Raw genomic sequence first — 22,406 nt, forward strand, 5'->3', positions numbered from 1 at the left:
GACGGGACGTCACGGGTGGGCACTACTCCGGGTCCGCGACCGCGACCAGAGCCGGCCGCAGCAGGCGCTCGCCGAGCTGGTAGCCCCGGCGCATGACCTGCACGCAGGTCGGCTCGGTGACGTCGGCGGAGGTCTGGTGCGCCACCGCCTCGTGCCGGGTCGGGTCGAACGGGTCGCCCTGCTCGCCGAACGCGGTCAGGCCGAACTTGCCGAGCGCGGCGGTGAGCTGATCGGCCACACTGCCGAACGGTCCCACCAGGTCGCCGTGCTCGCGGGCCCGGTCCAGGTCGTCCAGGATCGGCAGCAGCGCGGTGAGCACCGTGCCGGTGGCCTGCTCCTGGACCAGGCTGCGGTCCCGGTCGACCCGCTTGCGGTAGTTGGCGTACTCCGCCGAGACCCGCTGGAGGTCGCGGGTGCGCTCCTCCAGGTCCCCGCGGAGGGCCTCCAGCTCGGCGCCGAGCGGCGCCGCCTTGCCGGTCTCCCCGCTCGGCTCGGCCGGTGAGTCGACCACCGGCGGGCCGGAGACCTCGGCCTCGCCGCCGATCTCGTCGACCACGACCTCGGCCTCCTCGACCAGCCCCTCGGCGGGCGCGTCGGCGGCCGCGTCGGCCGCCGAGGCGTCGTTCGCCGGCTGCTCGGTCACCTTGCCGAGCTTGCGCTTGTCGCGGATGACGACCCGCGGCTCGTCACCGGCGTCCTTGCCGGTGCCCGCGGAGCCGCCCGGCGCCGACCCGGTGGAACCCGGGTCGGACGCCCGTGGCTTGTCCGTCATGCGGTTACCTCATCCCTCTGCCGTGCGGACCGTGCCCGGGACCGAAGGTCACTTCTTGTCCTCGTCCACGATCTCCGCGTCGACCACGTCGTCGGCGCCACCGGCCTGCGGGCCGCCGGCCGCACCCGCGCCGGCGCCCGGCCCGGCCGCGCCCGGGGCGGTCTGCTCGCCCTCCTGCTGCTGCGCGTAGAGCAGCGAGCCGGCCTGCTGGGAGACCTGGGCCAGCTTCTCGTGGGCCGACTTGATCTTGTCGATGTCCTGGCCGCCGAGAGCGCTGCGCAGCTCGCCGAGCGCCTCGTTGAGCTGGTCCCGGTTCTCGCTGGGCAGCTTGTCGCCGCTCTCGGCGAGGAACTTCTCGGTCTGCCACTGGAGCGCCTCGGCCACGTTGCGGGTCTCGGCCTCCTCACGGCGACGCTTGTCCTCGTCGGCGTGCTCCTCGGCGTCCCGGCGCATCCGCTCGATGTCGTCCTTCGGCAGCGAGGAGCCGCCGGTGATCGTCATCTTCTGCTCCTTGCCGGTGCCCAGGTCCTTGGCGTGCACGTTGACGATGCCGTTGGCGTCGATGTCGAACGTGACCTCGATCTGCGGCACGCCGCGCGGCGCCGGCGGGAGGCCGGTCAGCTCGAAGGTGCCGAGCTTCTTGTTGTAGGCCGCGATCTCCCGCTCGCCCTGGAACACCTGGATCAGCACCGACGGCTGGTTGTCGTCCGCCGTGGTGAAGACCTCGGAGCGCTTGGTCGGGATGGTGGTGTTGCGCTCGATGAGCTTGGTGAAGATGCCGCCCTTGGTCTCGATGCCCAGGCTCAGCGGGGTCACGTCGAGCAGCAGGACGTCCTTGACCTCGCCCTTGAGCACGCCGGCCTGCAGGGCGGCGCCGACGGCGACGACCTCGTCCGGGTTGACGCCCTTGTTCGGGTCACGGCCGGTGAGCTGCTTGACCAGGTCGGTCACGGCCGGCATCCGGGTGGAGCCGCCGACCAGGATCACGTGGTCGACGTCGGAGATCTTGATTCCGGCGTCCTTGACGGCCTGCTCGAACGGGCCCTTGCAGCGGTCCAGCAGGTCCTGCGTCATGCGCTGGAACTCGGCGCGGCTCAGGGTCACGTCGAGGTGCAGCGGGCCGGCCGAACCGGCGGTGATGTAGGGCAGGTTGATGTTGCTGGTGGTGGCGGCGGACAGCTCGATCTTGGCCTTCTCAGCGGCCTCCTTGAGCCGCTGCATGGCCATCTTGTCCTGCGACAGGTCGATGCCGTGCTCGCCGCGGAACGTCTTCACCAGGTGGTCGATGATGCGCTGGTCCCAGTCGTCGCCGCCCAGCTGGTTGTCACCGCTGGTGGACTTGACCTCCACCACGCCCTCGGCCAGCTCCAGCAGCGACACGTCGAAGGTGCCGCCACCGAGGTCGAAGACCAGGACGGTCTGCTCCTTGGAGCCCTTGTCCAGGCCGTACGCCAGGGCCGCCGCGGTCGGCTCGTTCACGATCCGCAGCACGTTGAAGCCGGCGATCTCGCCGGCCTCCTTGGTGGCCTGACGCTGGCCGTCGTTGAAGTAGGCCGGGACGGTGATCACGGCGTCGGTGATCTGCTCGCCCAGGTAGGCCTCGGCGTCCCGCTTGAGCTTCATCAGCGTGCGGGCCGAGATCTCCTGCGGGGTGTACTTCTTGCCGTCGATGTCGACGGTCCAGTTGGTGCCGATCTCCCGCTTGACCGAGCGGATGGTCCGGTCGGGGTTGGTCACCGCCTGGCGCTTGGCGACCTCACCGACGAGCACCTCGCCGTTGCGGGCGAACGCGACGATCGAGGGAGTCGTACGCGAGCCCTCGGCGTTGGCGATGACGGTGGGCTCACCGCCCTCGAGAACGCTGACGCAGGAGTTCGTCGTGCCGAGGTCGATGCCGACCGCACGTGCCATGTTCGCTTCCTCGCTTCGTAACGGGTGAGCAGGTCAGGTGGCCTGCCCGGCGGGTCGCCCGGAAGCGACCGCACCACAAGTTGAGTGAACTTGACTCAATAGTGCCACGCGATCGGCAATCCGCAAGTCGGGGTTGAGCCGACCCGGCGCAACCTGACCGTTATTACCGTCCGGTTGTCTTACCTTGCGTCGGTCGGGCACGCTTTAGCGGTGACGACGCATGGCGATTCCGCCACCCGTGCCGGCGCGCCCGCCGTCGCAGCCCGCACCGGACCTCCCACCGGCGAGGACCAGCCCGCCGAAGCCGCGGCGGGCCTGCCCGCCGCGCTCACCGGCCTGCGGGCCGCGATCGACGCGGCTCGCTTCCCGCTCGCGCTCGCCTCGGCCGAGCCGGCCCGGCACGCCGCCCGCAGCCTGACCGACCAGCTCGACGACTACCTGCTTCCCCGGCTGGCCCGGCTCGACGCCCCGCTGCTGGTGGTCGTCGGCGGGTCGACCGGCGCCGGCAAGTCGACGTTGGTCAACAGCCTGGTCCAGGCACGGGTCAGCGCGGCCGGCGTGCTCCGCCCGACGACCCGCTCGCCGGTGCTGGTCTGCAGCCCGAGCGACGCCGCCTGGTTCCGCCAGGGCGACCTGCTGCCCGGCCTGACCCGCACCACCGAGCCGAGCGAGCAGCCCGGCACCCTCCAGCTGGTCACCGCCCCGGCGCTCCCGCCCGGCCTGGCCTTCCTCGACGCGCCCGACATCGACTCGGTGGTCGACGCCAACCGGGCGCTGGCCGGGCAACTGCTGGCCGCCGCCGACCTGTGGCTGTTCGTCACCACCGCCGCCCGCTATGCCGACGCCGTCCCCTGGGAGTTGCTGCGCAGCGCCCGGGCCCGGGGCACCGCCGTCGCCATGGTGCTCGACCGGGTCCCGCCGGAGGCCGCCGACGAGATCGCCGCCCACCTGTCGGAGATGCTCGCATCGCAGGACCTGGGCGCCGCGCCGCTGTTCGTGCTGCCGGAGACGTGGGTGGACGGTCAGGGGCTGCTGCCCGACCGGATGACCGCCCCGCTGAGCGGCTGGTTCGCCCGGCTCGCCGCCGACGCAGACGCCCGCGCGGCGGTGGTCCGGCAGACGCTCGACGGCGCGCTCGCAGCCCTGCACCCGGTGGTGGAGGCGCTGGCCGAGGCCGCCGACGAGCAGGCGACCTCGGCCGACGCGCTGGACGAGCGGGTCCGCGCCGCCTACCGGGGCGCCGAGCGGACCGTCGACCAGGGGCTCAAGGACGGCCGGCTGCTCCGCGGCGAGGTGCTGGCCCGCTGGCAGGAGTTCGTCGGCACCGGGGAGTTCTTCCGCAGCCTGGAGGCGCGGATCGGCCGGCTGCGCGACCGGGTCGTCGCGGCGGTCACCGGGCGGCCCGCGCCGGCGGCCGAGCTGCGCACGGCGATCGAGTCCCAGCTGGTCACGCTGTTGCGCGGGGTGGCCGCCGAGGCGGCCGAGAACGCGTACACCGGGTGGAAGGCGCACCCGGCCGGCGCGGCGCTGCTGGAGCCGGACCTGGCGCACGCCTCGGCCGACCTGCCCGCTCGCGCCGAGCAACTCGTCCGCGACTGGCAGCGCGGGGTGCTGGAGCTGGTCCGGGTCGAGGGCGGGGACCGGCGGTTCGTGGCCCGCACGGCCGCGTACGCGGTCAACGCCACCGGCCTGGCCGTCATGATCGGCGTCTTCGCCTCCACCGCGTTCATCCCGACCGGGCTGGAGGTGGCCGCCGGCACCGGCACGGCGGTCGCCGGGCAGACCGTGCTCCAGGCCATCTTCGGCGACCAGGCGGTGCGCAACCTGGCCCGCACGGCGCGGGTGGACCTGCTCGACCGGGTCGGCGCGCTGCTGGCCGAGGAGGCCGGCCGCTTCCTCGCCCGCACCGAGGCGGCCCGCCCGGCCGCCGACGCCGGCGCGACGCTGCGGCGGGCCGCGACCGAGGTCGAGCGGGCCCGGCACCGCAGCGGCCTGACCCGCGCCGACCGGGCCGCGCTGCCCACCACCGAGCAGGACGGTCGCCCGTGAGCGCGAGGAGTGAGCCGGGTTTGCGAGCCCCGCAGTCGCGAGCAAGGACGGCACCGTGAGCGCGAGGAGTGAGCCGGGTTTGCGAGCCCCGCAGTCGCGAGCAAGGACGGCACAGTGAGCAACATCGTGGGGCGGATGCGCGAGGCGTTCCGGGGTGACCAGCGGGTCGACCCGGACGTCCTGATCGCGCGCCTCCAGGCGGTCCAGCGCTTCCTCGGCGCGGTCGACGGCCAGGTGCCCGACGCCCAGCTCGTCGCCGCGCACACCGTGGTCGAGCGGGCCGGTGACCGGCTCGCCCTCTCCGGCCGCCACACCGTGGTCGCCCTCGCCGGCGCCACCGGCAGCGGCAAGTCCAGCCTGTTCAACGCGCTGGCCCGGATGGACCTCTCCCCGGTCGGCGTCCGCCGCCCGACCACCGGCGTGACCCACGCCTGCGTCTGGGGCCCGCTCGACGGCGCGGTCCGGCTGCTCGACTGGGTCGGGGTGCTCCCCCGGCACCGGTTCGTCCGGGAGAGCCCGCTCGACGGCGACGACGAGTCCACCCTGCACGGGCTGGTCCTGCTGGACCTGCCCGACTTCGACTCGGTCCAGCACACCCACCGGCTGGAGGTCGACCGGCTGCTCGGCCTGGTCGACCTCGTGGTCTGGGTGGTCGACCCGCAGAAGTACGCCGACCGCGTGATCCACACCAGCTACCTGCGCGAGTTCCACCGGCACAAGGACGTCACCGTCGTGGTGCTCAACCAGGCCGACCGGTTGCCTCCGACCGAGCTGCCCCGGGTCCTCGACGACCTGCGCCGGCTGCTCGACGCCGACGGGCTGGGCGGCGTGCCGCTGTTGCCCACCGTGGCGGTGGATCCGGCCGGGCTGGACGGGCTGCGGGGTGAGCTGGAGCGTACGGTCGCCGAACGGCAGGCCGCCCTGCGCCGGCTCTCCGGCGACGTGGACGCCGTGGTGGCCGACCTCGAACCGCTGGTCGGGCCGGAGCCACCGGCCACCCGGCCCGGTGACGCCTCGGCCCAGGAACTCACCCGGGCGCTGGCCGGCGCGGCCGGCGTGGCGACCGTCGCCCACGCGGTCGAGGGGGCCTACCGGCACCGGGCCGTCGCCAGCACCGGCTGGCCGCTGGTGCGGGGGTGGCGGAAGCTGCGGCCGGACCCGTTGCGCCGGCTGCACCTGCCCGGGCGGGACCCGGACGCGCCGGCGGAGAGCCTGGTCGCGGCCACCTCCGTACCCGATCCGACGGCCGCGCAGCGGTCGGCGCTGAACCTGGCCATCCGGGCGGTGGCCGACCGGTCCAGCGCCGAGCTGCCGGCGCCGTGGCCGACCGCGGTGACCAGCGCGGCCCGGTCCCGCCTGGGCGAGCTGCCGGGCGCGCTCGACCACGCGGTGGCCGCCACCGACCTCGGCATGGACCGCCGCCCGGGCTGGTGGCGGGTGGTCGGCGGGCTCCAGTGGCTGGTCACCCTCGCGGCGCTGGGCGGGCTGGTCTGGCTGGTCCTCGGGTACGCGCTGCGCCTGCTCGGCCTGCCGCCGCTGGAGCACCCGAAGCTCGGCGAGGTGCCCTGGCCCACAGTGCTGCTGCTCGGCGGGCTGCTGGCCGGGCTGCTGGTCGCGGCCCTGACCCGCCCGGTGGTCGGCTGGGCGGCCCGGCGGGCCCGGCGTCGGGCCGAGCAGCGCCTGCTCACCTCGGTCGGCAGCGTCGGCGAGAAGTACGTGCTGGACCCGGTCTGGGCGGTGCTGGCGCGCTACGGCACGGCCCGCGACGCGGTGCGGGACGCCGGGCGACGCTGAACCCGGCGCGCTGGCCGATGTGGTGGCCGGCAGCGCGGCGTAGGGTCGACGCATGGCCACGCCACAGACCCCCTACGACGCGGTGCTGCACGCCGCGCGCGACGTGACGAGGCTCGACTCCGCCCTGGACGCGGAGATGCTCGGCGCCGCGTTGCTGGGCAGCGTCTACGCCGTCGCGGAGCACGACCGCGAGCACGCCGTCCGCGAGTTCGTGGCCGGCTTCCTCGCCGCCACGTCCCGCCGGCGCAGCGCCGCCGCCACCACCATTCGCGCCGTCTTCGCCACCCTGGTGCCCGACGCCGAGGGCGCCGCCCGGGTCCGGCCCGGCGCGCACGCCCCGGCATGGGCCGGCCAGCTCGGCCGGGTGCGCGTCACCGGCACCTGGGCGTACGGCGACGTGTACGGCGACCAGACCTCCTACCTCGCCACGTTCGCGTACGACGACGAGGAGCAGGGCGGCCCGGAGCACGCCCTGGTGGCGCTCGTCGACCACAACATCGGCATCACCAAGGACGTGTTCGTCGGCGGCCCGGCGGCCCGGATCGTCGAGCAGGCCCGGGAGATCTGCACCGAGGACGAGTTCACCTGGTTCCGCACCGAGGACCCGGCCCGGATGCACGCGGAGGTGAGCCGTCACCTGGCGGTCACCGACGACCTCGCCGAGCTGCCCACCCAGGGTTCGCTCGCCACCGACCGGGCCCTGGTGGGCGCCCGGCTGGCCGTGCTGCCCGGGCAGGCCCCGCCGGCCGGACCGGCCGTCGTGCTCCCGCCCACCGACGAGGAACGGACCCGCCTGGTACGCGCCTTCCTCGACTCGCCCGAGGCCGCCCGGTTCGGCCTGCCCCAGGTCGCCGACGGCGAGCTGGCCTCCCTGCACTTCTGCCTCGGCCTGCTGCTCGACCACGCGGCGAGCTTCCCGGACGCGGACCCGATGCGGTGGAGCCCGATGGTGGCCGAGCTGTTCCTGCTCGACTGGGTGCACCGTCGGGCCGTGCTGGACATGGACGACGCGGCGATGCTGCCCCGGGTGCTCCGCGCCTGGGCGGCGTACGCGGCCCGGCAGCGGGGGCTGTCGCAGCCGGCGGCCGACCGGACGGACGAGACGATCACCGAGATGGTGCCCGAGTTCGCCCGGCTCTACAGCACCGGTGAACGGCGCAGCCCGGCCACCGCGGCGGTGGCCCAGCTGATGGCGGACGGCGTGGACCCGGACGACCCGGAGGCGCTGAACGCCTGGATCGAGGCCAACCGGCACCGCCTCACCGACGACCCCGCCTGACCGGACCGTGTGCCGGTGCCTGCGTGCCGGCTGCAAATGATCAACACCGGTTCGTCCGGATGTGCCTCTCGCGTGACCCTGCGTGACGCGAGAGGCGAAGCCTCGGGAAGAAAGCGATATACCGGAGAGTCATAAATATGACTCCTGGTCATATCGCTCGTGACCGGTCGGTCCATCCGGCTGGCGGGCCGGCCGGACAACCAGGCGCTCGCAGGCCAGGCCCGGCCGGATCGACCGAAGCCGCCCAGGCCGCAGCCGACCGAGCGCGCCAGGCAGTGCGGGTGGACGGGCTACGCGGTGGCCGGAGCCGGCACCGTCGGTGACGCGAACCACCCCGGCGCGGGCTGGCCGAGCGAGAACGGGCTCGGCGCGGACCGGCTGGACGCGACCGTCGCGCTCGGGAGCGGCGTATCGTCCGGCTCTCCGCTCGGCGCGGGGCCGCCACTCGGCGCGGGGCCGCCACTCGGCGCGGGGCCGCCACTCGGCGCGGGGCCGCCACTCGGCGCGGGGCCGCCACTCGGCGCGGGCTCCTCGCTCGGCTCGGAGGTCGGCTCCGCCGAACCGCCCGTCGGACCGGGCGTCGGTTCGGCGGACGAGCCGGACGGCTCAGGACTTGGGCTCGGCCCGGGTGTGCCGGGGTCGCTGGGCGAGGGCGACGGGGAGGGCACCGGCGACGGGCGCGGCGGCCGGACCGGCGTGGGCCGGGTCGGGGTGGCCGGCGGCGTCGGCGCGGTGGCCGGCCGGGACCGACGCTCGCGGACGAGGTCGCTGTCGTCGGCCGGGACCGGGGCGGCCGGCAGCACCGGTCGCGGGGGCACGGTGGTGGCGCCGGCCACGGGCGTGGGTGCGGGGAGCACCGGGGCCTGGGTGGTCTGCGGCAGCGGGACGACCACCGGGCCGACCGAGGGCGTGGGGAGGAACGGGGTGCTGGTGTCCGGGAGGGCGCTGTTCCCCACGGTCGCCGAGCCGGCGCTGATCGCGGCCAGGATCGGCATCGACGCGGTGCCGGCGAGCAGCGCCACGGTCAGCAGGTAGCCGCGGCTCGGTCCGCCGGCTCCGGGAGCCCGGTGCGCGCCGACCACGCGGCGGTAGCGGGCGGCGGGCAGGGCCCGGTGCCGGCCGAGGAAGGGAGCACCGGGAGGACCCTCTGGCTCGGACACCGGGCACACTCCTCGTACGCGTCGACATGGACCGGAGAGCACGCGCGCATATTCGGACAAATGCCGCGCGAAGGCTCACCGTCAGCTTGGACCAGTGACGCTCAGTTCACCAGTCGCCACCGCGTGTCGACACACAATTTGTCCGTCGGCCCGACCTGACACATCGGGCAAAAACGTCTATGCGTCGCGAACCCGATCGAACGTCACCGGCGGGGGAGGCCATACTGTGGGCCCGCTCACCTCCTCTGCAATCATTCAGGCACGACGGCAACGCAGCCGCCACCTCCGCGCACCCCGCGGCTGGTGCGGTACGGCGCCGGCGCTCCCGGGCCTGGGTCCCCCGACGGACCCCGGCTCACGCCGCGCGGCAACCCTCACCGGGGCTAGGCGCGGTCGCCAGGGACCGACCCGGCAGCAGCCGGGCGGGCGCACGAGGTGCGCGGCTCGGGTCACCCCCGGCGCCGGCGCAGACAGACAGGGAGAGACGGATGGCAAAGGGCGACCCCGGGGCCGCCACCCGCAGCAAGCGGGCCGCACCCCGTACCAGGCGCACCGCCGCGACCGGCGAACCGGAACTCGTACAGCTGCTCACCCCCGAGGGTGAGCGGATCGAGACCGCGCTCGGCCCGGACGGGACCGAGTACCGCGTCGACTTCACCGACGACGAGTACCGCGGGCTCTACCGCGACCTCGTCCTGGTCCGCAAGCTCGACGCCGAGGCCACCGCCCTGCAGCGCCAGGGCGAGCTGGGCCTGTGGGCCAGCCTGCTGGGCCAGGAGGCCGCCCAGGTCGGCTCCGGCCGGGCGCTGCGCGCGCAGGACATGGCGTTCCCCACCTACCGGGAGCACGGCGTCCTCTACTGCCGCGGCATCGACCCGATCATGCCGCTGGGCCTGTTCCGCGGCGTGGACCAGGGCGGCTGGGACCCGAACGAGTTCAAGTTCAACATGTACACGATCGTGATCGGGGCGCAGACCCTGCACGCGACCGGGTACGCCATGGGTGTCGCCATGGACGGCAAGACCGGCGGCGAGGACGGCGAGGCGGTGATCGCCTACTTCGGCGACGGCGCCACCAGCCAGGGCGACGTCAACGAGTCGTTCGTCTGGGCCAGCGTCTTCAACGCCCCGCTGGTGTTCTTCTGCCAGAACAACCAGTACGCCATCTCCGAGCCGCTGGAGCGGCAGACCCGGGTCCCGCTCTACCGGCGGGCCGGCGGGTTCGGCTTCCCCGGCGTCCGGGTGGACGGCAACGACGTGCTCGCGTCGTACGCGGTGACCCGGCACGCGCTGGACAACGCGCGCAACGGCCAGGGGCCGAGCCTGATCGAGGCGTACACCTACCGGATGGGCGCGCACACCACCTCCGACGACCCGACGCGCTACCGGATCGCCAGCGAGGTCGAGGCGTGGCAGGCCAAGGACCCGATCGCCCGGATGAAGGCGTTCCTGCTCAAGCAGCAGATCGCCGACGAGTCGTTCTTCACCGAGGTCGACGAGCAGGCCCGCACCGAGTCGGTGCACCTGCGCGAGCGGGTGCTCACCATGCCCGACCCGCAGCCGGTCAGCATGTTCGACCACGTCTACCCGCACGGGTCGCCCGAGCTGGACGAGCAGCGGGCCCGGTTCTCGCAGTACATGGAGTCGTTCGAGGGGAGCGCCCACTGATGGCCACGGAGACGCTCACCCTCGGCAAGGCGCTCAACACCGGCCTGCGGCGGGCCCTGGAGAACGACCCCAAGGTCGTCATCATGGGCGAGGACGTCGGCAAGCTCGGCGGCGTGTTCCGCATCACCGACGGCCTGCAGAAGGACTTCGGCGACCAGCGGGTGATCGACACCCCGCTGGCCGAGTCCGGCATCATCGGCACCGCGGTCGGCCTGGCCATCCGCGGCTACCGGCCGGTCTGTGAGATCCAGTTCGACGGCTTCGTCTACCCCGCGTACGACCAGATCGTGTCGCAGGTGGCGAAGATGCACTACCGCTCGCAGGGCAAGGTGCGGATCCCGATGGTCATCCGGATCCCCTACGGCGGCGGCATCGGCGCGGTGGAGCACCACTCCGAGTCGCCCGAGGCCTACTTCGCGCACACCGCGGGCCTCAAGGTGGTGACCTGCGCGAACCCGCAGGACGCGTACGTGATGATCCAGCAGGCCATCGCCTCGGACGACCCGATCGTGTTCCTGGAGCCGAAGCGGCGCTACTGGGAGAAGGGTCCGGTCGACCTGGACGCGCCGCTCGCCGACGCGTACCCGCTGCACTCGGCCCGGGTCGCGCGGCCCGGCACGGACGCCACCGTGCTGGCCTACGGGCCGATGGTGCGCACCGCGCTGGACGCGGCCACCGCCGCGGCCGAGGACGGCCGGGAGCTGGAGGTCGTCGACCTGCGCACGCTGTCCCCGCTGGACCTGACCGCCGCGTACGAGTCGGTGCGGCGCACCGGCCGCTGCGTGGTCGTGCACGAGGCCCCGGGCAACCTGGGCCTCGGGTCGGAGATCGCGGCCCGGGTCACCGAGGAGTGCTTCTACTCCCTGGAGTCCCCGGTGCTGCGGGTGACCGGCTTCGACACCCCCTACCCGGCCTCCCGGGTGGAGGAGGAGTACCTGCCCGACCTCGACCGGGTGCTCGACGCCGTCGACCGCACCTTCGGCTGGTGAGCGACATGTCCCGGATCAAGACGTTCAACCTGCCCGACCTGGGCGAGGGCCTGACCGAGGGCGAAATCCTCGCCTGGCTGGTCAAGGTGGGCGACGACATCGAGCTGAACCAGCCGATCGTCGAGGTGGAGACCGCGAAGGCGGCGGTCGAGATCCCGGCGAAGTGGGCCGGCCGGGTGCAGGCGATCTTCCACCCGGAGGGTTCGACGGTCGAGGTCGGCGTACCGATCATCGCGATCGACACCGACCCGGGCGCCGGGCCGGTGGAGGAGTCGACGACCGGTGCCCCGGCGTCGGCGCTGCCGACCCCGTCGGCCGCCTCGCTGGCCGCGGTCGAGGTCGCGCCCGCCGAGGGCATGGTCGAGCCGGGCCTGATCGGCGGCGCGGCCCCGGGCGGGCGGACCGCCGTGCTGGTCGGCTACGGCCCGCGCAACGCTCCGGCCAAGCGCCGGGCGCGCAAGGGCGACGTGCCGGCCCAGGCCGCCGCCCCGGCGCCGGTCGCGCCGGTGCCGGCCCCCGTCGCGCCCGCTCCGGCGGTGAACGGCAACGGCCGGGCCTCCGGTCCGGTGCTGGCCAAGCCGCCGGTCCGCAAGCTCGCCAAGGACCTCGGGGTCGACCTGGCCACGCTGACCGGTTCCGGTCCGCTGGGCTCGATCACCCGGGAGGACGTACAGCGGGCGGCGAGCGGGACCCCGGCGGCGGCCGAGCCGCTGACGGTCACCGCGCCGGCGACGTCGGTCGCGAGCTTCGGCGCGGACCGCGAGCAGCGCATCCCGGTCAAGGGGGTACGCAAGCTGACCGCGGAGAACATGGCCCGCTCGGCGTTCACCGCCCCGCACGTGACGGAGTTCCTCACCGTCGACGTGACCCGGGCGATGAAGGCGCTGGACCGGCTCCGCGACCGGCGGGAGTGGCGCGACGTGCGGGTCTCGCCGCTGCTGCTGGTCGCCAAGGCGGTGCTGCTGGCGGTCAAGCGCCACCCGATGGTCAACTCGACCTGGGCCGGCGACGAGATCGTGGTGAAGGAGTACGTGAACCTGGGCATCGCGGCGGCCACCGAGCGGGGCCTGATCGTGCCGAACATCAAGGACGCCGGCCGGCTCTCGCTGCGCGAGCTGGCGGACGCGATGACCGGCCTGGTGCAGACCGCGAAGTCGGGGAAGACCTCCCCGGCGGACATGTCCGGCGGCACGCTCACCATCACCAACGTCGGCGTCTTCGGCGTCGACACCGGTACGCCGATCCTGCCCCCGGGCGAGTCGGCGATCCTCGCCTTCGGCGCGGTCCGGGAGCAGCCCTGGGTGCACAAGGGCAAGGTGAAGCCGCGCCTGGTCACCACGCTGGGGCTCTCCTTCGACCACCGGATCATCGACGGTGAGCTGGGCTCGAAGTTCCTCCGCGACATCGGGGACTTCCTGGCCGACCCGGAGGCGGCGCTGCTCGCCTGGACCTGACCTACCACCGCTCCGGTCGACGGCCGGTGTGCCACGGGTGAACGCCCGGCACACCGGCCGTTGCCGTTGGGAGGCGAAATCATCGGCCCATGAGGGCATCTGACCTACGATCCTTAGGTACGTGGTTCAGCTCACCTAATAATCGATGGCGCTCGGCGGCCTCATGCGCTTCAATAGAGACATCAAGGGGCTGACAACCGAATAGCCAGGAGGAGACCCAAGATGAGCATGATCGAGCGAATCCGCACCCGCCGCGACGCCAACCGCCGGGCCCGTGCCATCGAGCACGCCCTGCGTTCCGCCAACTCGCCCGCGGTCCGGAACGAGCTTCTCGCCATCGCCCAGCGTCACATGAGCTGACGCCACCGACCTTTCTCACCTCCTCCAGTTCGAAGACCCGCCCGGCACGCCGGGCGGGTCTTCGGCGTATCCGGGTCGGTCGGCACCGGGATTCCACCCCGCCGCACCGCCCGGTACGGTTGGCACGGTCGCCAACCGACTGCCTCCGGACCGACGCGGGAAGCGAAACCCATCGACGTCGCCCGGTGACTCTCGGTGGCGGCTGAGGCTCCCCCGAGCGCCTTCGGGCGACCACCGGATACGGTGCGGGGAGCCCGCACGGCCGGTACCCGCCGGCGACGCCGGTGGCCATGCCGACGGTTCCCGACCGGCATCGGCGGCCGACCTGTGATGGAGGAGGCGCACCCATGACGTCCGAGGCTCCGCACCGCCCCGGCCAGGAGCCGGGCGAGGTGTCGCCGGGCACCGGCGGACCGGTGCCGTACGGCGATCAGCCGGCGCAGCAGGACAACGGGTACAACGGGTCGTCCGACCTCGGCTGGGCCCCGCCCCCGCCGGCCGGTCGGCCCACCCAGCCGGCCCCCGCCTGGGCCGCGCCCGACGACCAGCCACCCGCCTGGGGCCCGCCCCCGGGCCAGCCGGTCAGCGGCCGGGCCAGCGCCCAGGTTCCGCCGCCCGCCGACCAGGGCGGCCGGGGCCAGCAGCCCGCCTGGGGGGCCCCCGAGCAGGGCGTGCCGGCCTGGGCCGCGTCCGGCCCGGGCAACCCGACGTGGGCCACGCCCGAGCAGCCCGGCCCGGAGCGGTCCACCGAACCGGCGCCGCCGGCATGGGCCGCCGCGCCACCGAGCGGTCCCGCCGAGCCGGCGCCCCCGGCCTGGGCCACCGAGCAGAACAGTCCCACGTGGAACGCCGGCGGATCCTCCGGCGAGCAGCCGGCGTGGGCCCAGTCCGGCGACGCGGGTGCCCGCGGCACCGGCTACGTCCCGGCCCCGGCCACCGTGCCGAACGAGTCCTGGGCCACCCCGGCCGGCGCTGACGACCCGCACCGCTCCGGCGGGTTCACCCCGGGCGTCGGGCAGCAGGACGACGACCCGGGCCGCTCCGGCGGCTGGGCCGTCGGCGCCGCCGCCCAGCCGGACGACCCGAACCGCTCGGGCGGCTGGACGCCGCGCGACGAGCAGCCCGCCGGCGACGACCCGCACCGCTCCGGCGGTTGGACGCCCCGCGACAGCCAGCCGGCCTGGACCCCGCCGGGCCCGCAGACCGGCGCGACCTGGCCGCCCGCAGAGCCGCCCGCCCGTGCCGCCGCCAAGGTCTCCGTGCCCGGCACCGCCCGGCCCGACGCCTGGTCCAACCAGGAGCAGTCCGACCAGGACAACCGCCCGACCGGCGCCGAGGACGACCCGCACCGCTCCGGTGGATGGCCCGCTCCGCAGGCCGAGAGCCGGTCCGGTGGCTGGGACGAGTCCACCCGCGACGACGACCCGGACCGCTCCGGCGGCTGGGCCGCCGGCGGCCGGGCCGAAGCACCGCAGCCGGGGGCCTGGGGTGGTCCGGAGCAGCAGTCCCGCTCCGCCGGCGGGTGGAGCGGCGCCTCCGCCGTGCCGCAGCAGCGTGAGCCCGAGCGGCCGACCGACGAGCCGGCGCAGCCGGCCTGGGGAGCCGCCGCCGAGTCGTCGGCCCGGGCCAGCGTGTCCGTACCGGAGCCGGACGGCCGGCGCGGCCACCAGGACGAGCGCGGCGCCGAGCGCCCGGCCGTGCCGGACGCTGAGCCGTGGTCGCCGGACGAGGCCTGGGGACGGGCCGACGAGAGCGGTCAGGCGGCGTCGCCGGGCTGGCAGCCCGAGAGCGCGCCGGTCTACCAGCCGGCGCCCGCGCCGGGCATCTCCGCCGGCAACGCGGTGCCGCTGCCCGCCCAGGAGCAGCGGCGGGTGCCGGGCGCGGCTTTGGCAGCCTCGCCGCCCGCCGACCACCCGGCCGCGCCCTACGCACCGGCCGAGCGCGAACCCCAGGCGTACGAGCCGGAGCACGGTGACGCCGGCTGGGGCGCGGCCCGCCCCGGGCACGAGGAGCCGCAGTCGCCCGCCGGCCCGGCCGTGCCGGGCCCGCGTACGTCGCCCGAGTCCGGCCCGGTCTCGGCCAGCGCGTCGGTGCCGATGACCAGCCGGGTCACCCCGCCGTCCGACCAGCCCCTGCACCCGACCGGCGCACCGGCGCCGCAGCCCCGGGTGTACGGCCGGCCGGCCCGACCGGAGCCCGACGAGACTCCCGAGGCGGACGAGGCACCCGCCTTCGGCGGCCCGCAGTCCCGCCCGGACGACGCGCGCGGCTTCGCCGGGCCCGACGACCGTCCCGGTTTCCCGGGGCAGGACGACCGTCCCGGGTTCGCCGGGCAGGACGACCGCTCCGGGTTCGCCGGACACGACGACCGCTCCGGGTTCCCCGGGCACGACGACCGTCCCGGGTTCCCGCGGCAGGACGACCGGTCCGGCTACCCCGGGCCGGACGGCCCGCGGCAGGACGGTCCGTCCGGGTTCGCCGGGCCGCAGTCGCGGCCGGACGACGACGGGCCGCACGGATACGCCGACGCGCCGCAATCGTCACCGGCCGCCCCGCCGCCCTTCCCGATGGGCGTACCGTCCTTCGTCGACCCACCCGGCAACGACCGTCCCGCCAACGGCGTCCACCCGCACGGCGAGCAGCCCGGCGGCCCGCGCGACCCGTTCGGCGGCACCGGCGGTCCGCAGAACCCGTACGGCAACCAGGACCTGTACGGCGGTCCCGGAGGCCAGCAGGATCCGTTCGGCGGCCCCGGTGGGCGTCCCGACCCGTTCGGCGGGCCGCAGGACGGCTACGGGCCGCCGGCCGGTGGACGCGCCTCGGTCGCGGTGCCCGGTCAGGGCGGCGAGCCGGGCGGCTTCCCGCCCGCGTTCCCGCCGCCGCCGCAGCAGGCCCCGCCGGCCTGGTCCCCCGACGGTCCGTCCGGAGATCAGGACCAGGGCCGGTTCGACGCGTTCAAGCCGGAGGCCGAGCCGAAGACCGAGGCGCCCACGCCGAAGGTGCGCAACGGCCGGGTGCTGGCCGCCGTGCTGGTCGCGGCCGTGCTCATCCTCGCCGTGCCGCTCGGCCTGCTCACCCTGCTCGGCAAGGTGGGTGACGACAAGCCGGCGGGCTTCGACCCGGCGGTCGGCTCCTGCATCAAGCAGTCGGGGCAGAGCGCGGTGGCCGCGGACTGCGGCGAGCAGGGCGCGTTCACCGTGGTGTCGAAGGTGGACAACAAGGACAAGTGCGCGGACCTGTCCCAGCCCACTGTCGACCTCCAGGGCGGCGGCACCAACCGGGTGCTCTGCCTGAAGCCGGCCGGTCAGTAACCCGTACTCCCGGAGCGCCCGTCCCCAGCCGGGGCGGGCGCTCCGCGTTGCCCGGTGTGCGTCCGTTCACTGGGGCGTCCCTGTCCGCCTCGGGCGGCAGCGGGGAACTCCGCCAGCGGTAACCCCGAGCTGAACGCGATGCCCGGTCACCTGAGTGGCCGGGCATCGTCCGGTAGCACCGCCTCACCCATCGCCAGCCGCAAGCGGTGGTTGAGCCTTTCGAGCCCTTGAATGACGCGAGCGGAGTCCGGCGCTACCGAAGACAGCTCTTCGAAGTCGCCGAAGGCGTCGGCCATCTTCCGCACCGCCTTGTCGCCGAGCCGGTTCAGCATCACCTCGGCCTGAATCGGCATGACAACGCGCAGGAGGGCAAGCAGTTCGTCCCGGGTCAGCTCGCTCACACCGCCAGCATGGCACCCGACCCGGGCAGGTCTTTTGCGTCCTGGGCAGGGGGAGCGCCGCGAAGGGCAGAGCGAGTTACGGAAGGCGTCACGAGTGACGTTCCGGGGCCTCTTCTCATAGTCCTGTAGGTGTCTCGGGCCGTGACACCGCCTGATCCGCTGCCGTTCGCCGCATCACGTTGACCGATCCCCCGCGCCTCCCTCGGCAACGCCGTGGGAGGGTTGGCACATGGCTACCTCGCCCCGCGTACGAGCGCCCGAACTTCGCGGCCGAGCCTGGCTCAACACAGGCGGACGAAATCTGACATTGCGGGACCTTCGAGGTCGTATAGTCGTCCTCGATTTTTGGACCTTCTGCTGCATCAACTGCCTGCACGTGCTCGACGAGCTGCGCCCGCTCGAGGAGAAGTACGGCGACGTGCTGGTCGTGATCGGGGTGCACTCGCCGAAGTTCGAGCACGAGAAGGACCCGGACGCGCTGGCCGCGGCCGTCGAGCGGTACGGCGTGCACCACCCCGTGCTCGACGACCCCGAGATGGACATGTGGCAGCAGTACGCCGCCAAGGCGTGGCCGACGTTGTCGGTGGTCGACCCCGAGGGCTACGTGGTCGCCACGATGGCCGGTGAGGGGCACGCCGAGGGCCTGGCCCGGCTGGTCGACGACCTGATCGCCACGCACGAGGCGAAGGGCACGCTGCACCGGGGCGAGGGCCCGTACGTACCGCCGGCCGAGCCGGAGACGGCGCTGCGCTTCCCCGGCAAGGCTGTGCCGCTCGACGGCGGCAACCTGCTGGTCTCGGACTCCGCCCGACACTCGGTGGTCGAGCTGGCCCCGGACGCGGAGACGGTGGTCCGCCGGATCGGCACCGGCACCCGTGGCCGCACCGACGGCCCGGCGGAGGGCGCGACGTTCGCCGAGCCGCAGGGCCTGTGCCTGCTGCCGCCGCACGTGGCCGAGGTCGCCGGCTACGACCTGGTCGTCGCGGACACGGTCAACCACCTGTTGCGCGGCGTACGGCTGGAGACCGGCGAGGTGGTCACCGTGGCCGGCACCGGGCGGCAGTGGCGCTCGACGGTCGACGACCACGCCCACGACGCGCGCTCGGTCGACCTCTCCTCCCCCTGGGACGTGGCCTGGTACGACGACCGGGTGGTCGTGGCGATGGCCGGCATCCACCAGCTCTGGTGGTTCGACCCGATCAAGCGGACCGCCGGCATGTACGCCGGTACCACGGTCGAGGCGCTGCGGGACGGGCCGCTGCCGGACGTCTGGATGGCGCAGCCGTCCGGGCTCGCCGTCTCGGCCGACGGCGCCCGGCTCTGGATCGCCGACAGCGAGACCAGCGCGATCCGCTGGGTCGAGGCCGGCGAGATGCACACCGCCGTGGGCCAGGGCCTGTTCGACTTCGGGCACGTCGACGGCCCGGCCGACCAGGCGCTGCTCCAACATCCGCTGGGGGTGTGCGCGCTGCCCGACGGTTCGGTCCTGATCGCGGACACGTACAACGGCGCGGTGCGTCGCTTCGACCCGGAGACCGGGCAGGTGGGCACCGTGGCCGACGGGCTGGCCGAGCCGAGCGACCTGGTGCTCACCGCCGACGGCGAGGTGCTGGTGGTCGAGTCGGCCGCGCACCGGCTGACCCGGCTGGCGCCGGGCGCGTTGACCGCGGCGGGCGCGAACACGGTACAGGGCCCGCGCCACCGGCTGGAGCGCAGACCCACGGACGTGACCGCGGGCGAGCTGACGCTCGACGTGATCTTCACGCCGTCGCCGGGGCAGAAGCTCGACGAGACGTACGGGCCGTCGACCCGCCTGGTGGTGTCGGCGTCCCCGCCGGAACTGCTGGTGGAGGGTGCGGGCACGACCACCGACCTGTCCCGCCGGCTGGTGGTCAGCGGGGACGTGGCGCAGGGCGTGTTGCAGGTGACCGCCCAGGCGGCGACGTGCGACGCCGACGTCGAGCACGCCGCCTGCCACCTGACCCGGCAGGACTGGGGCGTACCGGTGCGGGTGGTGGCCGGTGGCGCCGCCCGTCTCCCGCTGGTGCTGCGCGGCCTGGACGAGTCCTGACCTGACGAGTGTTGGGAGGGGCCCCTTGTTATGCAGAATGCGTTAACAGGGGACCCCTCCTTTCACGCGAACGGAGTGAGCGTGACCCCCGCGTCGATGAGCGCGGCGCGCACCAGCTCCGCGCACCGCACCGCCCCCGGCGTGTCCCCGTGCAGGCAGATCGACTCGACCGGGCAGGGGACCACGCTGCCGTCGACGGCGACCACGGTCCGCTCGACCGCCATCCGCACCGCCCGGACGGCGACCTGGTCCGGGTCGGTCACCAACGCGTTCGGGGCGCTGCGGGGCACCAGCGTCCCGTTCGGCAGATAGTTGCGGTCGGCGAAGCCCTCGGCCACCACCCGCAGGCCGGCGCCGGCCGCGAGCTGGGCGAGCACCGTGCCGGGTTGGCAGAGCACGGGCAGCTCGTGGTCGTACCCGCTGATCGCCGCCACCAGCGCGGCGGCCTGCGCCTCGTCGCACGCCGCCGCGTGGTAGAGCGCGCCGTGCGGTTTCAGGTAGCGCACCCGGGTGCGGTACAGCCGGCAGAACGCGTCCAGCGCGCCGAGCTGGTAGATCGTCTCGTCGCGCAGCTCGGCGAAGTCGTAGGCGATGTGCCGCCGGCCGAAGCCGGCGAGGTCCCGGTAGCCGACCTGCGCGCCGACCGCGACACCACGTTCGGCGGCGGCGGCGCAGACCCGGTGCATGGTGGCCGCGTCGCCGGCATGGAAGCCGCAGGCCACGTTGGCGGAGCTGATCAGGCCGAGCAGCGCCTCGTCGTCGCCGAGCCGCCAGCTGCCGAATCCCTCACCCAGGTCAGCGTTGAGGTCCATGGAACCTCACCGTAGTCCCTGGGCGGGCCTGGGCGAGCGCTGTCACGTCGTCCACCACCCCGATGACCGGGTAGCCGCCGGTGGTGGGGTGGTCGGCGAGGAAGACCAGCGGCTGGCCGTCCGGCGGCACCTGCACCGCGCCGAGCACCAGGCCCTCGCTGGGCAGTTCGCCGGCCACCGCGCGGGGCAGGGCCGCGCCGGCCAGCCGCGCGCCGACCCGGTTGCTGTCCGGACCCACCGTGTACGCGTCGCGGCACAGCAGGTCGAACGCGGCCGGGGTGAACCAGTCCTGCCGGGGGCCGGGGCGCACGGCCAGCCGCACCTCGGCCGGCACCGGCCGGTTGACGGCGACGTCGACCGGGGCCGGCGGTCCGGCCGGCGTGCCCAGCGGCAGCCGGTCGCCGTCGCGCAGCGGCGGCGGTCCGAGCCCGGAGAGCGTGTCGGTGGCCCGGCTGCCGAGCACCGGCTCGACCGCGATCCCGCCGCTGACCGCGAGCCAGGTCCGCACCCCGGCGCGAGCCGGGCCGACGTGCAGCACCGCCCCGGCGGGCAGTGCCAGAGGCCGACCCACGTCACCGGGCCGTCGCGTACCCGCCGTCATGTGAGCGGGCCGTCGCGTACCCGCCGTCACCTGGGCTCGGGCCTCGACGGTCCCGCGGCCGGTGCGGCGGTCGGCGGCCATCGGCCCGGGCACGGTGGCCGGGCCGGTCGGCGGCCACTCGACCAGAACGTCGGCGGGAGCGCCGGTGAGCGCGACGGCGACCGCCCGGGTGACGCGCAGCACGCAGCCGGTCAGGGTGATCTCCAGGCCGGCGGCGTGCTCGGGGTTGCCGACGAGCCGGTTGGCCAGGCGCAGCGCGTCCGGGTCGAGCGCGCCGGACCGGGGCACGCCGAGGTGGGCCCAGCCGGGTCGGCCCTGGTCCTGCACGGTGGTGAGCGGGCCGGCCCGCAGCACCTCGATCATGAGGTCTCGACCAGCCGGACCCGGGTGCCGGGGGTGAGCCGGGCCGGCGGGTCGGCGTGCACGTCGAACAGCGGCAGGTCGGTCCGCCCGACCAGCAGCCAGCCGCCGGGCGACGCGGTGGGATAGATCCCCGCGTACGGGCCGGCGAGCGCGACCGAGCCGGCCGGCACCCGGGTACGCGGGGTGGCGAGCCGGGGCACGGCCAGCTCCGGGGGCAGCCCGGTGAGGTAGGCGAACCCCGGCGCGAAACCGCAGAACGCGACCCGGAACTCGGTACGCCGCAGCCGCGCCACCACGGCGGGCACGTCGACGCCCCAGTGGTCGGCGACGGCGGGCAGGTCCGCCCCGTCGTACACGGTGGGCACCCGGACCTCGACGGAGTCGGCGCCGCCGACGGTGTTCCGTGGCCGCCACCCGGCGATCCGCGCGGCCGTGCTCGCCGGGTCCGGCACGCCGTCGAGCAGAACGGTGACGGCCGCCGGGACGATTTCCCGGGCGGTCAGCTCGCCGGCGTCCCGCCGATGCCACAGCTCGGCCCGCCAGGCTTCGACCTGGTCGGCGTCGTCGCAGTCGAGCAGCAGGGCGTGCGCCCCGACGGGCCGGATCCGCATCTGGCCATCCTCGCGTCAGCCGACGTGACGGTCCACACTACTTGCAAGTAACCTACGGTGTCGTAACCTGATGAGGTGACCACCTCCGCACCGCTCCGGCTCCGGCCGGTCGACATCGGAAAGCCGCGCATGCGCGGCTGGCTGCACGCCTACGCGTTCTTCGCCGCGCTCGTCTGCGGCATCGTGCTCTGCTCGATCGCGGCCACCCGCCCCGGCTGGGCGCCGCTGGTCAGCTGCCTGATCTACAGCCTCACCGTCTGTGGGCTCTTCGGCACCAGCGCGCTCTACCACCGGCGGGTCTGGTCCGAGCGCGGGTACCAGATCATGCGCCGGATGGACCATTCGATGATCTTCGTGTTCATCGCCGGCACGTACACGCCCTTCTGCGCCCTGCTGCTGGACCCCCGGCACGCCACGATCATGCTGGCCCTGGTCTGGGGCGGCGCGCTGGCCGGCGTCGCGGTCAAGCTGATCTGGCCGCACGCGCCGCGCTGGGTCTCCGCCCCGCTCTACCTGGCACTGGGCTGGGTGGCCGTGACCATGCTGCCGCAGATCCTGCACGGCGGCGGGGTGACCGCGCTGGTGCTGCTGAGCGTGGGCGGCGCGATCTACAGCGTGGGCGCGGTGTTCTACGCGCTGCGCCGGCCGAACCCCTGGCCCACCGTCTTCGGCCACCACGAGTTCTTCCACGCCTGCACGCTGGTCGCGGCGATCTGCCACCACATCGCGATCTACTTCGCGCTCTTCGCCTGAGCCGGTCCGGCAACCGCGCCCCGGACACGCACGAGGGCCCCGCGCCGT

17 protein-coding genes are annotated in these 22,406 nt (G+C 74.5%); 11 read left to right on the plus strand and 6 right to left on the minus strand.

Going from position 1 to position 22,406, the window contains the following annotated elements; translation table 11 throughout:
• Nucleotides 1-22: 22 nt before the first annotated feature.
• Together grpE and dnaK are read right to left on the minus strand one after the other, a co-directional pair.
• On the minus strand, nucleotides 23-772 hold the full coding sequence (gene grpE, locus CO540_RS19145) for a nucleotide exchange factor GrpE (protein ID WP_091565928.1): 750 nt from the start codon (nucleotides 770-772) through the stop codon (nucleotides 23-25).
• Between the two features lie 48 nt (nucleotides 773-820).
• Nucleotides 821-2,683 (minus strand): molecular chaperone DnaK, encoded by a 1,863-nt coding sequence (gene dnaK, locus CO540_RS19150; protein WP_099163105.1) that lies wholly within the window; start codon nucleotides 2,681-2,683, stop codon nucleotides 821-823.
• Between the two features lie 210 nt (nucleotides 2,684-2,893).
• On the opposite strand from dnaK, the gene CO540_RS19155 reads away from it, so the two are divergent.
• From CO540_RS19155 to CO540_RS19190, 9 genes are all read left to right on the plus strand, one after another.
• Entirely contained in the window at nucleotides 2,894-4,732 is a 1,839-nt protein-coding gene (locus tag CO540_RS19155; RefSeq protein WP_099163106.1) for a GTPase domain-containing protein, read from the plus strand.
• A gap of 135 nt (nucleotides 4,733-4,867) precedes the next feature.
• Nucleotides 4,868-6,526 (plus strand): GTPase, encoded by a 1,659-nt coding sequence (locus tag CO540_RS19160; protein WP_099163107.1) that lies wholly within the window; start codon nucleotides 4,868-4,870, stop codon nucleotides 6,524-6,526.
• Between the two features lie 52 nt (nucleotides 6,527-6,578).
• On the plus strand, nucleotides 6,579-7,805 hold the full coding sequence (locus CO540_RS19165) for a hypothetical protein (protein ID WP_099163108.1): 1,227 nt from the start codon (nucleotides 6,579-6,581) through the stop codon (nucleotides 7,803-7,805).
• A gap of 159 nt (nucleotides 7,806-7,964) precedes the next feature.
• Nucleotides 7,965-8,840 carry a hypothetical protein gene (locus CO540_RS19170; protein ID WP_253866053.1) on the plus strand — a complete coding sequence of 292 codons (876 nt, stop codon included), beginning with the start codon at nucleotides 7,965-7,967 and terminating at the stop codon, nucleotides 8,838-8,840.
• Between the two features lie 613 nt (nucleotides 8,841-9,453).
• A complete protein-coding gene (pdhA, locus tag CO540_RS19175) occupies nucleotides 9,454-10,632 on the plus strand; it encodes a pyruvate dehydrogenase (acetyl-transferring) E1 component subunit alpha (protein ID WP_099163109.1) in 1,179 nt (392 codons plus the stop codon).
• The gene (locus CO540_RS19180; RefSeq protein WP_091565947.1) at nucleotides 10,632-11,621 is read left to right on the plus strand and encodes an alpha-ketoacid dehydrogenase subunit beta; all 990 of its coding nucleotides are present in this window, start codon (nucleotides 10,632-10,634) and stop codon (nucleotides 11,619-11,621) included. The genes pdhA and CO540_RS19180 overlap by 1 nt, the downstream gene beginning before the upstream one ends.
• A gap of 5 nt (nucleotides 11,622-11,626) precedes the next feature.
• Nucleotides 11,627-13,075, plus strand: a complete 1,449-nt coding sequence (locus CO540_RS19185) for a dihydrolipoamide acetyltransferase family protein (RefSeq protein ID WP_099164841.1) — start codon at nucleotides 11,627-11,629, stop codon at nucleotides 13,073-13,075.
• Nucleotides 13,076-13,297: 222 nt separating this feature from the next.
• On the plus strand, nucleotides 13,298-13,435 hold the full coding sequence (locus CO540_RS30415) for a hypothetical protein (RefSeq protein ID WP_172967877.1): 138 nt from the start codon (nucleotides 13,298-13,300) through the stop codon (nucleotides 13,433-13,435).
• A gap of 347 nt (nucleotides 13,436-13,782) precedes the next feature.
• Entirely contained in the window at nucleotides 13,783-16,746 is a 2,964-nt protein-coding gene (locus tag CO540_RS19190) for a hypothetical protein (RefSeq protein ID WP_099163110.1), read from the plus strand.
• A gap of 146 nt (nucleotides 16,747-16,892) precedes the next feature.
• Here CO540_RS19190 and CO540_RS19195 read toward each other — a convergent pair whose 3' ends face one another.
• Nucleotides 16,893-17,147: a hypothetical protein gene (locus tag CO540_RS19195; RefSeq protein WP_099163111.1), complete on the minus strand. Its 255-nt coding sequence runs from the start codon at nucleotides 17,145-17,147 to the stop codon at nucleotides 16,893-16,895.
• Between the two features lie 229 nt (nucleotides 17,148-17,376).
• On the opposite strand from CO540_RS19195, the gene CO540_RS19200 reads away from it, so the two are divergent.
• The gene (locus CO540_RS19200; protein ID WP_099163112.1) at nucleotides 17,377-19,218 is read left to right on the plus strand and encodes an NHL domain-containing thioredoxin family protein; all 1,842 of its coding nucleotides are present in this window, start codon (nucleotides 17,377-17,379) and stop codon (nucleotides 19,216-19,218) included.
• Between the two features lie 62 nt (nucleotides 19,219-19,280).
• On the opposite strand, the gene CO540_RS19205 is transcribed toward CO540_RS19200, so the two are convergent.
• Genes CO540_RS19205 through CO540_RS19215 form a run of 3 tightly spaced genes read right to left on the minus strand, consistent with a single transcriptional unit; the run spans nucleotide 19,281 to nucleotide 21,605 of the window.
• Complete coding sequence (locus tag CO540_RS19205; protein ID WP_098744178.1) at nucleotides 19,281-20,030, minus strand: LamB/YcsF family protein; 750 nt, start codon at nucleotides 20,028-20,030, stop codon at nucleotides 19,281-19,283.
• The gene (locus CO540_RS19210) at nucleotides 20,014-20,994 is read right to left on the minus strand and encodes a biotin-dependent carboxyltransferase family protein (protein ID WP_253866055.1); all 981 of its coding nucleotides are present in this window, start codon (nucleotides 20,992-20,994) and stop codon (nucleotides 20,014-20,016) included. The genes CO540_RS19205 and CO540_RS19210 overlap by 17 nt, the downstream gene beginning before the upstream one ends.
• A complete protein-coding gene (locus CO540_RS19215) occupies nucleotides 20,991-21,605 on the minus strand; it encodes an allophanate hydrolase subunit 1 (RefSeq protein ID WP_099163113.1) in 615 nt (204 codons plus the stop codon). The genes CO540_RS19210 and CO540_RS19215 overlap by 4 nt, the downstream gene beginning before the upstream one ends.
• Before the next feature lie 75 nt (nucleotides 21,606-21,680).
• On the opposite strand from CO540_RS19215, the gene CO540_RS19220 reads away from it, so the two are divergent.
• On the plus strand, nucleotides 21,681-22,358 hold the full coding sequence (locus CO540_RS19220) for a hemolysin III family protein (protein WP_099163114.1): 678 nt from the start codon (nucleotides 21,681-21,683) through the stop codon (nucleotides 22,356-22,358).
• Nucleotides 22,359-22,406: the final 48 nt, after the last annotated feature.

The organism is Micromonospora sp. WMMA2032 (assembly GCF_002688545.1).
In the GTDB taxonomy this organism is placed as follows: Bacteria; Actinomycetota; Actinomycetes; order Mycobacteriales; family Micromonosporaceae; genus Micromonospora; species Micromonospora sediminicola.